The sequence below is a fragment of the Micrococcus sp. PSi08 genome (assembly GCF_054960655.1).
Genome location: NZ_JBHNYP010000006.1, coordinates 25,492 through 38,674 on the forward strand (window position 1 = coordinate 25,492; position 13,183 = coordinate 38,674).

A 13,183-nucleotide genomic window follows, 5' to 3' on the forward strand; every position below is an offset into this window, starting at 1 on the left:
GGCGCGTCGTCAGCGGCCGGGGCCGACCTCCGGACGCGCGGCCGGGCCGCCGCCGGTCCACGTGGGGATCGTGGCGAGGGCCTCGCCGATCGAGCCGACCTCCGCCACCGTGAAGCCCGCCGGGACCTCCCCGAGCGGCTCGGGGGAGCGGGGGACCAGCGCGCGGGTGAAGCCCAGCCGCGCAGCCTCACGCACCCGTCGCCCGATGCCGGGCACGGGGCGCACCTCCCCGGCAAGCCCGAGCTCGCCGACCGCGATCATCCCCTGCGGGACGGGGGCCGAGAGCTTCGCCGAGGCCACGGCGACGGCCACGGCCAGGTCCGAGGCGGGCTCCGAGAGTCGCACGCCGCCCACGGTGGCCACGTAGCAGTCGTCCTGGGCGAGGGCGAAACGGGCCCGGCGCTGGAGCACGGCCAGGAGCATGTTCACGCGCGCCGCGTCCACGCCGGAGACGGTGCGGCGCGGGCTGCCGCCGGCGGACGGGGTGAGCAAGGACTGCACCTCGGCCACGAGCGGGCGCCGGCCCTCGAGCGTCACCGTCACGCACGTGCCCTCGACCGGCTCCGAGACGCCCGAGAGGAACAGACCGGAGGGGTCGTCCAGGGACTCGATGCCGTCCTCCCGCAGATCGAAGCAGCCGACCTCGTCCGTGGGCCCGAAGCGGTTCTTCACCGCACGCACCAGGCGCAGCCGTGAGTGGCGGTCCCCCTCGAACTGGCAGACCACGTCCACGAGGTGCTCGAGCAGCCGCGGACCCGCGATGGTCCCGTCCTTCGTCACGTGGCCCACCAGGACCGTGGTGATCCCCTTCTCCTTGGCCGTGCGGATGAGGCTGGCCGCCACCTCGCGCACCTGGCTGACGCCCCCGGCGATCCCGTCCACCTCGGTGGACTGCAGGGTCTGCACGGAGTCCACGATCACCAGCTCCGGGTCCGTCCGCTCGATCTGCCCCAGCGCCCGACCCAGGTCCGTCTCCGCCGTCAGACGCAGGGTCTCCGCGATCGCCCCGATCCGGTCTGCCCGAGAGCGCACCTGCGCCGCCGACTCCTCACCCGTCAGGTACAGCACCGAGCGCGGACCGCCGCCTCCCGCGCCGCGCGCCGTCTGGGCGGCCACGTCCAACAGCAGCGTGGACTTGCCGATGCCCGGCTCGCCGGCCAGCAGGATCACCGCGCCCGGCACGAGGCCGCCGCCGAGCACGCGGTCCAGCTCGCGCACCCCCGTGGAGCGGAACGAGGCCAGCGTGGCGTCCACGTCCGCGATGCGCGGCGCGACCTCCGCGACCGTGGCCGCGCGCGTGCGGCCGGTGGTCGACGTCAGCCCGATCTCCTCGACCGTGCCCCACGACTGGCACTCCCCGCAGCGGCCGACCCACTTCACGGTGGTCCAGCCGCACTCGGTGCAGCGGTATCCGGGGGCGCGCTTCGGGGCGGTCTTGGTGGCCATGCGCCCACTCTAGGAGCCGGGGCGGACGCGTTAACCGGCCCGCGCACGGCCCCGCCGTCGACCGCCGGGGCCGCGCTCCGCCGTCGGGCTCAGACGCGGGGCAGGTAGGCCCGCGCCTCGTCGTGCTCGGCGCCCGTGGCCTCGATGAGGTCCACCATCATGGGCCGCAGCAGCATCACGAGCGCCTCGCCGTGCACGGATCCGCCGCCCAGCTGGTGCGGGTCCAACGCGGAGGCGGACGCCCCCAGGGCGTCCCGCGCCACGGACAGCGAGCGATGGCGGCCCTCGGCCTGGGGCTCCACGAGGGAGCGGTGCAGGATCTCGACGGCGTCCGCGGCGTCGTCGAACCAGGCGGCCAGGCGCTCGCGGACGTCGTCGTCGAGCACGCCCTCGTCCAGGGCCGAGACCACCCGCCGGGCCACGATCCGCAGGGAGCGCACCGCCAGATCCGAGCGGTCCGCCGCGTTCACCGCGTCCTCCACGAAGGAGCGCGAGGAGCGGTGCAGCGGGTTGAACACGGTCTGCTCATGCGTGACGCGCAGCTCCTTGCGCAGCGCCTCCAGCGTGGTGTGCATGCCGCGGCTGGCCACCAGCGCCATCCAGGCGGTGCGGGAGTCGTCCTCCCGCAGGGCCCGGGAGAGGTCGCGCAGCACCGTGGCGATCGAGTCGTAGAGTCCACCCAGCTGACGCACCGCGGGACGGCGTACGTCCTGGGGCGAGAGGAACGTGACGAGCAGGGCCAGGACGCCGCCCACGATCGCGTCCTGGCTGCGGACGAACGGCCCTCCCGTGCCGGTGGGCAGGAGGACCACGAGGACGGACTGCAGGGACATCTGCATCGTGAATGTGGCGCCGGAGTCCAGGAACCGGGCCACCATCACGGACACGAACAGGACCACCGAGGCCTGCCACAGGCCGCGGCCGAGCCCGACCATGAGCAGGTCCCCGATCAGGATGCCGACGGTGCAGCCGACGGCGACCTCGGCCACCTTGCGCAGCTTCGGCTCCCGTTGGAAGCCGAGGGCGATCAGCAGGGCGGTGGAGGCGAACAGGGGCTGCTGGTGGCCCAGGACGGCCTCCGCGAACCAGTAGGCGCCCACCGCGCAGACAGCGACGAGGGCGGCCTGGCCCACGGAGGAGCGGACGCGGGACCAGCCCGCACGGGCGCGCCGACGCAGGAAGCGGCCGAGACGTTCCCCGCGGGTCTGGGGGTCGACCATCGGCACCGTGCCCGTGGCGGTGGCGAAGCGGTCCGTCATGCGGCCAGCCTAGTCCGACGCCGGGGAGCCCTCGCCGTGCGAGGCTCAACCAAGCATTGTGGTCCACGGCACAGATCATTCCTGCGAATGCCGCTCCCGTTCACCATCTGTTCACCCCGGCCGAGCACTCGATTCACCTCTGGACCGTACGGTCGGGTGCGGTGCAGAACCGGGCCAGCCGGACGCTCTGCCCTCACCGTCGTCATCCGATTGAAAGAGGCTCTTCGTGAAGGCTCACCGCTTCGGCCGCTCCGCCGCCCTCCTGTCCGTGGCCGCCATCGCCCTGACCGCCTGCTCCTCCGCGGACAGCGGCAACGGCGGCTCCGATGCCTCCGGCTCCGCCAGCGGCGAGCAGGGCACCACCTCCGAGGTCCAGGGCAACCTGGTCGGCGCCGGCGCCTCCTCGCAGGAGGCGGCCATGACCGCCTGGACCCAGGGTGTCACCGAGATCGCTCCGAACCTGACCGTGCAGTACTCCCCGGACGGCTCCGGTGCCGGTCGTGAGAAGTTCCTCGCCGGTGCCACCTCCTTCGCCGGCTCCGACGCCGCCCTCAAGGAGGAGGAGGCTGAGTCCGCCAAGGAGAACTGCGGCGACGAGGGTGCGTTCCACGTGCCGGCCTACATCTCCCCGATCGCCGTGGCCTACAACCTGCCGGGCGTCGATGAGGTCAAGATGGACGCCGAGACCATCGCCAAGGTGTTCTCCGGCGAGATCAAGAACTGGAACGACGAGGCCATCGCCGCGCAGAACGAGGGCGTCGAGCTGCCCGACACCCCGATCACCGTCGTGCACCGCTCCGACGACTCGGGCACCACCGAGAACTTCACCGCCTACCTCACCGAGGCCGCCGGCGATGCCTGGTCCTACGACGAGGTCGAGACCTGGCCGTCCGACATCACCGCCGAGTCCGCCCAGGGCACCAAGGGTGTCGTGGGCCTGGCCTCCCAGACCGAGGGCGCCATCACCTACGCCGACGCCTCCGCCGTGGGCGAGCTGGGCACCGTGTCCGTGAAGGTCGGCGAGGAGTACGTGAAGTACTCCGCCGAGGCCGCGGCCGCCACCGTCGAGAAGTCCGAGGCCAAGGAGGACGGCTCGATCGAGCTCGACCGCGCCACCGACGAGTCCGGCGTGTACCCCGTCGTGCTGGTCTCCTACCACATCTACTGCAACCAGTACGAGTCGCAGGAGACCGTGGACCAGGTCAAGACCTTCGCCGAGTACGTCGTGTCCGAGGACGGTCAGAAGACCGCCGAGAAGTCCGCGGGCAACGCCCCGATCTCCGAGGAAACCCGCAAGAAGGCCATGGAGCGCATCGAGGCCATCTCGGTCAAGGGCTGATGTCGCTTCTTGTCGGCTGACCCACCGTCGCTTCGGCCGCCGGGCCCCACGGGCCCGGCGGCTGAAGCCGCGTCAGGGCGCTCGTTCGTCGCGGCCCGTCCATCACCATGCACGTCGATCCGAGGGAAGGCACTGTGTCCTCAACCACCAACGAAGCGGCACCGAAGCCGTCCAGCCTGCGCGGCCCCCGCCGCGGAGCCGCCGGAGACAAGCTCCTCTCCGGCGGGGCCCTGGCGGCCGCCGTCCTGATCCTGCTCGTGCTCGCCTTCGTGGCGGTCTTCCTCCTGACGGAGGCATGGCCTGCCCTGCAGCCGGGCGCGGAGCTCGTGTCTGCGGACTCCTTCTTCCAGTACGTGTGGCCGCTCATGGCCGGCACCGTGATGGTGTCGATCATCGCTCTGCTCATCGCCACCCCGGTCGCGATCGGTGTCGCCCTGTTCATCTCGCACTATGCGCCCCCGCGCATCGCGCAGTCGGTGGGCTTCGTGATCGATCTGCTGGCCGCGATCCCCTCCGTGGTCTACGGCGTGTGGGGCTGGCTGACGCTCGCTCCGCTGATGGTGCCGATCTACGGCTGGCTCAACGAGAACCTGGGCTTCATCCCGTTCTTCGGCGGCTCGGCCACCACCACGGGCCGTACCCTGCTGACCTCGGGCGTCGTGCTGGCCGTGATGGTCCTGCCGATCATCACCGCGCTCTGCCGTGAGATCTTCACCCAGACCCCGAAGCTCCACGAGGAGGCCGCGCTCGGCCTCGGCGCCACGCGCTGGGAGATGATCAAGATGACCGTGTTCCCGTTCGCCCGGGCCGGCATCGTCTCCTCGATCATGCTCGGCCTCGGCCGCGCGCTCGGCGAGACCATGGCGGTCACCATGGTGCTCTCCGGCGGCGTCTTCTCCTGGTCGCTCGTGGAGTCCGGCAGGAACCAGACGATCCCGTCGGAGATCGCGCTCAACTTCCCCGAGGCGTTCAACATGCGCCTGCACGAGCTGATCGCTGCCGGTCTCATGCTCTTCATCATCACCCTCGTGGTGAACATGATCGCCCGCGCGATCGTGAGCAAGCACAAGGAATTCTCGGGAGCCAACTGACATGAGCACTGTCTCGACTTCTCCCCGGGCCACCGAGGACAGCGTGACGCCGCGGCGTCATTCCCTGACCGAGGGTCAGAAGCCCGGCTGGACCTGGATGGCCGTCGCAGCTGCCGCGGCCGTCGTCGCCGCCGGCCTGACCGTGCTGCTCAGCGGCGCCTTCAACGTGGTCGGTTTCGTGATCATCGCCGCCATCCTCTACATCGCGGGGCTCTACGTGGCCACGCGCGTGATGGAGAACCGGCGCCGCGCCGCAGACGGCCTGTGTCGCAACCTCGTGTGGCTGGCGTTCCTCGTGGCCCTGGTGCCGCTGGTCTCCGTGCTGTGGTCGGTCCTCTCCGCCGGTCTGCCGACCCTGATCGCCAACCCGCAGATCATGGCGTACGACATGAAGGGCATCACCGGCATCGACGACTCGGCGTGGGTGGAGGACGGCAAGCCCGCCGGCGGGCTCGCGGGCGGTTTCGGCCACGCCCTGATCGGCACCGTCGTGATCACGATCATCGCGACCCTGATCTCCGTGCCGATCGGCATGCTCACGTCCATCTACCTGGTGGAGTACAGCCGCGGCGGCTGGTTCTCCCGGGCCATCGTGTTCTTCGTGGACGTCATGACCGGCATCCCTTCGATCGTGGCCGGCCTCTTCGCCTACGCCGCGATCACGTGGGTCCTGACCCTGGTCACCGGCAGCAAGTCCACCGCACTGCAGTCCGTGCAGATGGGTCTCACGGCCGCGATCGCTCTCTCCGTGCTCATGATCCCCGTGGTCGTGCGATCCACGGAGGAGATGCTCCGTGTGGTGCCCAACGAGCTGCGCGAGGGCGCCTACGCCCTCGGCGTGCGCAAGTGGCAGACCATCGCCAAGGTGGTCCTGCCCACCGCGATCTCCGGCATCGCCTCCGGCGTCACCCTGGCCATCGCCCGCGTGGCGGGCGAGACCGCGCCGATCCTCGTGACGGCCGGCTTCGCCACCAGCATCAACTGGAACCCGTTCGACAACTGGATGACCGCGCTGCCGGTGTACATCTACCGCCAGCTGGTCGCCCCGACCTCACCCACGGCGGCGGACCCCTCGACCGCCCGCGCCTGGGCAGCCGCCCTGCTGCTCGTGACCATCGTCATGCTGCTCAACCTGGCGGCACGGTTCATCGCCAAGGCGTTCGCCCCCAAGCAGGGCCGGTGAGGCCCGGCCGCCCGGAATCCCCCGGGCGGCCGGCCCCGACCCCGTCGCACCCCCCCAGAGACTTCCACGAAGGAACAGAACCACTCATGTCCAAGCGCATCCAGGCCATCGACGTCGATGTCTTCTACGGCAAGTTCAAGGCCGTCGAGGGCGTCAACATCGACATCGCCCCCCGCTCCGTCACCGCCTTCATCGGCCCCTCCGGCTGCGGCAAGACCACCTTCCTGCGCACCATCAACCGCATGCACGAGGTGCTCCCCGGCGCCACCGTGGACGGCCAGCTCCTGCTCGACGGCGAGGACATCTACGGGCCCGGTGTGGACCCGGTCCGCGTCCGTTCCCAGATCGGCATGGTCTTCCAGCGCCCGAACCCGTTCCCCACGATGTCCATCCGGGACAACGTGCTGGCCGGCTACAAGCTCAACGGCACCCGCCTGAACAAGTCCCGTGCGGACGAGCTCGTGGAGAAGTCCCTGCGCGGCGCCAACCTGTGGAACGAGGTCAAGGACCGCCTCGACAAGCCCGGCTCCGGCCTCTCCGGCGGTCAGCAGCAGCGTCTGTGCATCGCCCGCTCCATCGCGGTGCAGCCCGACGTGATCCTCATGGACGAGCCCTGCTCCGCGCTCGACCCGATCTCCACCCTCGCCGTCGAGGACCTGATCAACGAGCTCAAGGAGGAGTACACGGTCATCATCGTCACGCACAACATGCAGCAGGCCGCGCGCGTGGCGGACAAGACCGCGTTCTTCAACATCCAGGGCGTCGGCAAGCCCGGCAAGCTGATCGAGTACGACGACACCAACGTCATCTTCAACAACCCCTCGAGCCAGCAGACCGAGGACTACGTCTCCGGCCGCTTCGGCTGAGCCGCCCCGCGCTCCGTCCCCGACCCCGTCCGGCCGCACGCCGGGCGGGGTCGCGGCGTCTGCGGGGCCGGGCCGCCGTCGTCGGGCGCGGCCTCAGGCCAGCGGGACGAGGGCCAGCGTGCCGAGGAGGCCGAGAAGGGCGCAGGCCACCGGCGTGAGCACCCACCAGCCGACCACGCGCAGCACGGTGGGCCAGCGCACGGACGCGTAGGTCTGCGTCTGGCCGGCGCCCACGATGGCCGCCGTCGCCGTGTGGGTGGAGGACAGGGGCAGGTGGAACACCAGGGATCCGACGAACAGCAGGCCCGCGGGGATGACGGCGGCCACGGACGCCCGCAGGGGGTCGAGGCGCACGAGACGCTCGGTGAGGGTCCAGGCGATCCGCCAGGCGCCGCCCAGCGTGCCGAGCCCGACCGCGAGGGCGAACAGGAACGCGCCCCCCACGAACTCGGCCGTCAGGGCGTCCGGCGCCAGGACGGACCCGGACCCCACCAGCACGGCGGCCCACAGCACCCCCATGCGCTGACCGGCCTGCAGGCCGTGGCCCATGGCCATGGCGCTGGCGGAGATGCCCAACGCGACGCGGGCCCGGTGCTGGACGTTGACCGTGGTGCCCCGGGTGGCGAGCCGCATGGCGGGGGCGGTGAGCAGGCGGGCGAGCGCCCACGCGATCAGGGGCGAGAGCAGCAGGCTGAGCAGCACCTCGGCGCGGACGAGGTCGAAGATGGTGAGGGCGACGTCGATGTCCAGACTCAGGCGCACGGCGAGGTGGCTGCCCGCCAGCGCGGAGATCAGCGCGTGCGTGCTGGAGCCGGGCAGGCGCCGCCACCACAGCAGCAGACCCCACACGAGGGTCACCACGCAGGACACGCCCACGGCCAGGGGGCCGATCTCGCTGCGCACCGCGGGCGAGGTGAAGTAGTGCACGCTCAGCGTGATGAGCCCGATGCCCAGCAGCGCGCCCACGGTGTTGACCGCTCCGGTCAGGAGGAGGGCCCCGCGCGGTGTCAGCGCCCGGTACCGGACAGGCAGCGCCGCGGCGTTGGGGGCGTCGCGGAACCCCATCAGCGCGCCGACGGCGCACAGCAGCACGAGGACGACGGCGAGCCCCGCGGTCACGGCGCCTCCACCGGCTCAGGACTCACGGACGAGCACCATGCCCAGGTCCATGTTCACGCGGGAGAGGGCCTCGAGCGCCGCGTGCAGCGCCCAGGCGACCTCGCGCTGGCGGTTGTAGTCGCGCTGCAGCAGGTCCATGCCGAGGTCGGCGAGCCACTCGACCATGACCCGCTCCGCGCGGCGGGAGGCGCGCAGCAGCTGCATCCACGTGGCCTCCAGGGCGTCGAGGTCGCGCACCTCGGCGGCGCCGCGGGCGAGCAGCTCGGCCTGCCGGCCCACGGTCTCCAGGATGTCGAGGGCGTGCGTCGGCAGCTCCTCCAGATCGGCCCGTTGGATCAGCACGCCCGCCGACACGACGCGCCGGGTGGTCGCGTGCACGCCGCTGGCCAGCCGGTAGAGGTCCTGACGAGGCAGCGGAGTCACGTAGGCGCTGCGCAGCGCGGTGAGGAAGGCCATGAGGGTGGCGCTCGAGGACGAGTCGAGCTCCTCGAGCTCACGGGCGGCACGGTCCGCCTCGGGTCCGCGGGTCCCTGCGACCTGGGCCACCAGGTGCACCGCCCGGTGCAGGGCCTCGGCGAGGTCTGCCATGTGGCGCAGCGCCGGGGTGTCGCGCGTGACGAGCCAGGGCATGCGGGGGGACATGGGCAGCGGTCGCTCTCTCGTCGACGGGTGGCGAAGGGGTCGACGACGACGCCGGACCGGGAACGCCTCTCGGCGGAAGGCCGCTCGCAGCGGCTGTGTGTTGGAGCCCGGGGTTACCAGCGGCCCGGCGCCGTCCCCTTCAGTCTAGCGATCCGTCCCGAAACGCTCGACCCGCCGCCTCCAGGGCGTCGGCGGTGCTGACCAGGCGCGCGGCCCGGCGGGTGAGGGCGGCGGCGCGGTCCGGGGCGGCGGCCTCGGAGCCCTCGGCGTGCTCGACCTGGCCCAGGGCCACGACGCGGGCGTAGGCCGCGGCGCGCTCGAACGCGACGTCGATCTCGGAGCGGTAGGCGCCCGTGAGGATCGTGTCCGTGAGGCGGCGCAGCTCGGCCGGCCCCGGCGGCTCGACGGCGCCCGCCACGACGCGCGAGGCGTAGGCGGCGTGCCCGGCGCGGTACCAGGCGGCCCAGCGTTCGCCGTCGCGGGCCGTCGCCTCCTGGAGCACGTACAGGCGCCACAGGGCGCCGGCGAGCGAGACGGGCGGGGCGTCCGCCCACAGCTCCGCGAGCGTCTCGACGCCGAGCTCGTGGACCAGCCCGACCAGCCGCTCGACGACGGCCGGGTTCTCCTCCGCGCGGCCGCCGGCCACGAGGGCGTGGGCCAGGCGCGAGGCCGCCGCGGCCACTTCCTGCGGGTCTTCGCCGCCGGCGAAGTGCGTGAGCTCCTGCGGCTCCGAGAGGCGGGGCCGGTGCGGGCGCAGGACGCCCGAGGCGCTCGAGCTGGCGCCGCGGCCGGCGGGCAGGCGGTGACGTGCCATGGGCGGGGCTCCCTTCGAGGGCGCATCGGGGTGAGGATGTGGTCGCCGGAGGCGGCGGCCCCGTCCACGGTAGTGCCCCGCACGCCTGGGCTACCATTGGAGGGCACCCGCGAGGGTCGCCGTCGTCGGCCGCACGCCGTCGTCGTCGGCCGCGGGTGAGGGCCTTTAGCTCAGCTGGCAGAGCATCGGACTTTTAATCCGCCGGTCGCGGGTTCGATCCCCGCAGGGCCCACCGGAAAGCGGCCCCTGACCGGGCATGACGCCCGGTCAGGGGCCCCTCCCTAGGATGGAGCCATGAGCCCCACGCCCACACCCGTCACCGAGACGATCAGTTCCGGCCACAGCGTGGTGTGGTCGCGCCCGCCGGAGGAGCGCGCGGGCACGGACCTGGTCCTCGTGTTCCACGGGTACGGCTCCAACGAGGTCCGCGCGGCGCGCCGCCACTTCCCGATGCTCCCGGAGCGGTGCACCGGCCTGGCGGTGCGCGGCGGCTTCGAGATCGACGAGACGGCCTCCGAGAGCCCGGGCGACCCCGGCGCGCACGGCTGGTTCCTGCTCGACCTGCTGCTGCAGTCCGACTTCGCCCAGGTGCTCGCCGCCGCCCACCGCGTGTTCGACGTGCTCTCCGCCGAGGAGGTCGTGGCGGCCGGCTTCCGCACGGTCTCGGTGCTCGGCTTCTCCCAGGGCATGGCCATGGCGACGACGGTCCTGCGTCTGCGTCCCGAGGCGTTCGCCTGCGGTGTGGGCCTGAGCGGCTTCGCCGTCGACAACGAGCTGCTGGCCATGCTCGACTCCCCGGCCGAGGGACCGGGCCCGCGCCCGTTCTTCTGGGGCCGGGACGCCGAGGATCCCGTGATCCATCCGGACGCCGTCGCCCACACCCGCGCGTGGGCCGAGGAGCACACCCGCCTGACCGTGCGCACCTACCCCGGGATCCTGCACGGGACCGGCCCCGACGAGGTCCGTGACGTGCGCATCTTCCTCGAGCATTCCCTGCGCGCGGCGACGCCCGGGTCCTGACCGCGGGGATCGCGCGCCGATACTCTGGCGCGCATGGCAAAGAACTCGACGATCGGCCGGTACGCGTCCGGGAAGGTGAAGGACTTCGGGCTGAAGTCGGCACTCGATGAGAACGGCGAGCCCACGGAGGGCTTCGAGAAGGCCCTCTCCACGGTGTTGGCGGTCCAGCGCCCCCTGGTCCTGAAGAACATCCAGCGCATGGCGGCGAAGCACCCGGGGGAGAGCCCGGAGCGTCTCGCCGAGCGGCTGGGGCAGCAGTACCTGACCACCGTCACGGGGGCCGGCGCCGCCGTGGGCGGCACCGCGATCGTCCCCGGCATCGGCACCGTGGCTGCTCTCGGCCTGTCCGGTGCCGCGGTCGTCGGCTTCCTGGAGGCCACCGCCCTCTACGCGCAGTCCCTCGCCGAGCTGCACGGCATCACCACGCAGGACCCGCAGCGCGCCCAGGCCCTCGTCATGGCCCTCATGCTCGGCGACGACGCCAAGGAGCTGCTCCGCGAGGCCGCCGCCAAGGCCGGCCGTCCCTACGACCCGCAGTCCAGCCTCAACGCGCTCGCGGGCACCGCCTCCGGCACCGGCATCAGCGCGTTCGTGGTGAATCGCCTCAAGAGGACGTTCATGCGCAAGATGCTCCTGCGGCAGGGCGCCGGCTTCGTGGGCCGCGCCGTGCCGTTCGGCGTGGGCGCCGTGATCGGCGGTGTGGGCAACCGCGCCATGGGCAAGGCCGTGATGGAGAACGCCAAGGAGCTCTTCGGCCCCCTGCCGATGGTGATCCCCGGCGAGATCCGTGAGGGCGCCGCGCGGGAGCGCGCCGAGGGGGAGCCGGAGGGCACCAAGGACGACGGCGGCGTCCTCGGCGCGATCCGTCGCGCCCTGCCCGGCGGCAAGGACGAGAAGGACAACAGGCAGAAGAAGGGCAACCCCGCCGCCTGACGGCCCCGCCCCCGCGCTTTCGAACGTGAGAGAGGCCCTCTCTCACGTTCGAAAGCGCCCATTCGCCCCATTTCACGTTCGAAAGTGCGGGGCTGGAGCCGCGGCTCAGAGGAGCAGCGTGGCCACCCCGTGGATCGCCAGGCCCGCGAGCGCGCCGACGATCGAGCCGTTGATGCGGATGAACTGCAGGTCCTTGCCCACGAACAGCTCGAGGGTGCGCGCGGTCTGCTCGCCGTCCCAGCGGGCGACCGTCTCCTCGATCACCCCGGTGAGCGCCGGGCCGTAGGAGCTCAGCGCATACGCCGCGGCGCGGCGGGCGTGGCCGTCCACGCGGTCGCGCAGCTCGGGGTCCTCCTGCAGGCGGGCGCCGAGGTCGCGCAGGGCGGCCACGAGCGCGCGATGCAGGTCGGAGGACGGGTCCTCGAGCGCGTCCAGGAGCGAGTCCCGCAGGGAGACCCAGGCCCGCCCGGCCCACGCGCGCAGCCGTTCGTCCGCGAACAGGTTCCGCTTGAACCGCTCCACCGAGGCGCGGGTGGCGGGCTCGTTCCGCATCTCGTCGGCGAGGCGGTCGAGCCAGTCGTCGACGGCGCGGCGGGCCTCGTGCTGCCGGTCGCGGCGGATGCCGGCGAGATACTTGAGGGTCTCGGCGTGCAGTCGCTCGGCGAGGAGGCGGTCCACGAGGTCCGGGCTCCACTCGGGGGAGCGACGGCGCACCGTCTCGACGAACAGCTCGGGGTGGGCGGCCACCCAGTCCCCGGTGTGGGCGACCACGAGGTCCACCACGCGCTCGTGGTGCCGTCCGGCCACCACGTCCTCCAGCACGCCTGCGAGCGTGGGGGACCAGTCCGGGGCCACCATGTGGCGTTCCATCAGCTGGCGCAGCAGCTCCTGGACGGCGTCGTCGTCGGCCGCGGCCATGGCGCCCCGGGCCGCCGTCGCGATCTCCCGGGCGGTGCGAGCCGCGTTCTCCTCACGGCGCAGCCAGCCGCCGGCGGCCTCGGCCACCTTCAGTCCGTCGACCTTCTCGTGGGCGACCTCCGAGTCCAGGAAGTTCTCCTGCACGAACTCGGTCAGCGCGGCGCCGAGCTGGTCCTTCTTCCGCGGGATCAGGGCGGTGTGCGGCACGGGCACACCCATCGGGTGGCGGAACAGCGCCGTGACCGCGAACCAGTCCGCCAGTGCGCCGACCATGCCGCCCTCCGCGGCGGCGCGCACGTAGCCCCACACCGGGTGGGCGTCCTGCAACGGGAACGCGACCACGAACACCACGGCCAGCAGGATGAGCAGCCCCAGGGCGACGGCCTTCATGCGCCGCAGGCCCGCCGCGCGTTCGAGGGCGCCGGCGCTGAGCAGCTGCTGGGCGGGGTCGGGGGAGAAGGACACGGCAGGCTCCTGATCGCGTGCACCGAATGGTCCCCACCAGTTAACCAGCCGGGCACCCTGCGGTGACGTGGTCGGCACACGCGCTCCC

General features: G+C 72.3%; 12 protein-coding genes and 1 tRNA gene. 7 read left to right on the plus strand and 6 right to left on the minus strand.

Going from position 1 to position 13,183, the window contains the following annotated elements; genetic code table 11:
* Positions 1–9: 9 nt before the first annotated feature.
* Complete coding sequence (gene radA / locus ACFI33_RS03000; RefSeq protein WP_061873059.1) at positions 10–1,446, minus strand: DNA repair protein RadA; 1,437 nt, start codon at positions 1,444–1,446, stop codon at positions 10–12.
* An 89-nt stretch (positions 1,447–1,535) separates the two neighbouring features.
* The gene (locus ACFI33_RS03005) at positions 1,536–2,705 is read right to left on the minus strand and encodes an FUSC family protein (RefSeq protein WP_036314845.1); all 1,170 of its coding nucleotides are present in this window, start codon (positions 2,703–2,705) and stop codon (positions 1,536–1,538) included.
* 226 nt (positions 2,706–2,931) lie between these two features.
* Here ACFI33_RS03005 and pstS point away from each other — a divergent pair, with 226 nt between their 5' ends.
* From pstS to pstB, 4 genes are all read left to right on the plus strand, one after another.
* The gene (gene pstS / locus ACFI33_RS03010; protein WP_127435315.1) at positions 2,932–4,044 is read left to right on the plus strand and encodes a phosphate ABC transporter substrate-binding protein PstS; all 1,113 of its coding nucleotides are present in this window, start codon (positions 2,932–2,934) and stop codon (positions 4,042–4,044) included.
* A 134-nt stretch (positions 4,045–4,178) separates the two neighbouring features.
* Positions 4,179–5,135, plus strand: coding sequence for a phosphate ABC transporter permease subunit PstC (gene pstC / locus ACFI33_RS03015; RefSeq protein ID WP_036314850.1), 957 nt, complete (start codon positions 4,179–4,181; stop codon positions 5,133–5,135).
* 97 nt (positions 5,136–5,232) lie between these two features.
* A complete protein-coding gene (gene pstA / locus ACFI33_RS03020; protein WP_330872674.1) occupies positions 5,233–6,318 on the plus strand; it encodes a phosphate ABC transporter permease PstA in 1,086 nt (361 codons plus the stop codon).
* Positions 6,319–6,404: 86 nt separating this feature from the next.
* The gene (pstB, locus tag ACFI33_RS03025; protein ID WP_036314853.1) at positions 6,405–7,184 is read left to right on the plus strand and encodes a phosphate ABC transporter ATP-binding protein PstB; all 780 of its coding nucleotides are present in this window, start codon (positions 6,405–6,407) and stop codon (positions 7,182–7,184) included.
* A 93-nt stretch (positions 7,185–7,277) separates the two neighbouring features.
* Here the strand turns inward: pstB and ACFI33_RS03030 are convergent, their stop codons facing one another.
* The 3 genes from ACFI33_RS03030 to ACFI33_RS03040 form a co-directional block, all read right to left on the minus strand.
* Complete coding sequence (locus ACFI33_RS03030) at positions 7,278–8,303, minus strand: inorganic phosphate transporter (RefSeq protein ID WP_002856097.1); 1,026 nt, start codon at positions 8,301–8,303, stop codon at positions 7,278–7,280.
* Between the two features lie 15 nt (positions 8,304–8,318).
* The gene (locus ACFI33_RS03035; protein ID WP_036339118.1) at positions 8,319–8,945 is read right to left on the minus strand and encodes a hypothetical protein; all 627 of its coding nucleotides are present in this window, start codon (positions 8,943–8,945) and stop codon (positions 8,319–8,321) included.
* Positions 8,946–9,084: 139 nt separating this feature from the next.
* A complete protein-coding gene (locus ACFI33_RS03040) occupies positions 9,085–9,759 on the minus strand; it encodes a hypothetical protein (RefSeq protein WP_152743585.1) in 675 nt (224 codons plus the stop codon).
* A 159-nt stretch (positions 9,760–9,918) separates the two neighbouring features.
* Between ACFI33_RS03040 and ACFI33_RS03045 the strand changes: the two genes are divergently transcribed.
* The 3 genes from ACFI33_RS03045 (at position 9,919) to ACFI33_RS03055 (ending at position 11,712) form a co-directional block, all read left to right on the plus strand.
* Positions 9,919–9,991: transfer RNA gene (locus ACFI33_RS03045), tRNA-Lys, on the plus strand.
* A 62-nt stretch (positions 9,992–10,053) separates the two neighbouring features.
* Positions 10,054–10,779 carry an alpha/beta hydrolase gene (locus ACFI33_RS03050; RefSeq protein WP_127435419.1) on the plus strand — a complete coding sequence of 242 codons (726 nt, stop codon included), beginning with the start codon at positions 10,054–10,056 and terminating at the stop codon, positions 10,777–10,779.
* Between the two features lie 33 nt (positions 10,780–10,812).
* On the plus strand, positions 10,813–11,712 hold the full coding sequence (locus ACFI33_RS03055) for a hypothetical protein (RefSeq protein ID WP_127435420.1): 900 nt from the start codon (positions 10,813–10,815) through the stop codon (positions 11,710–11,712).
* A 105-nt stretch (positions 11,713–11,817) separates the two neighbouring features.
* Here ACFI33_RS03055 and ACFI33_RS03060 read toward each other — a convergent pair whose 3' ends face one another.
* Complete coding sequence (locus ACFI33_RS03060) at positions 11,818–13,095, minus strand: DUF445 domain-containing protein (RefSeq protein ID WP_127435421.1); 1,278 nt, start codon at positions 13,093–13,095, stop codon at positions 11,818–11,820.
* Positions 13,096–13,183 lie beyond the last annotated feature (88 nt).

Coding starts and splice junctions, on each gene's coding strand:
- radA (WP_061873059.1), bottom strand. CDS start 1,446: ATGGCCACCAAGACCGCCCCGAAGCGCGCCCCCGGATACCGCTGCACC.
- ACFI33_RS03005 (WP_036314845.1), bottom strand. CDS start 2,705: ATGACGGACCGCTTCGCCACCGCCACGGGCACGGTGCCGATGGTCGAC.
- pstA (WP_330872674.1), top strand. CDS start 5,233: ATGGCCGTCGCAGCTGCCGCGGCCGTCGTCGCCGCCGGCCTGACCGTG.
- pstB (WP_036314853.1), top strand. CDS start 6,405: ATGTCCAAGCGCATCCAGGCCATCGACGTCGATGTCTTCTACGGCAAG.
- ACFI33_RS03035 (WP_036339118.1), bottom strand. CDS start 8,945: ATGTCCCCCCGCATGCCCTGGCTCGTCACGCGCGACACCCCGGCGCTG.
- ACFI33_RS03040 (WP_152743585.1), bottom strand. CDS start 9,759: ATGGCACGTCACCGCCTGCCCGCCGGCCGCGGCGCCAGCTCGAGCGCC.
- ACFI33_RS03050 (WP_127435419.1), top strand. CDS start 10,054: ATGAGCCCCACGCCCACACCCGTCACCGAGACGATCAGTTCCGGCCAC.
- ACFI33_RS03055 (WP_127435420.1), top strand. CDS start 10,813: ATGGCAAAGAACTCGACGATCGGCCGGTACGCGTCCGGGAAGGTGAAG.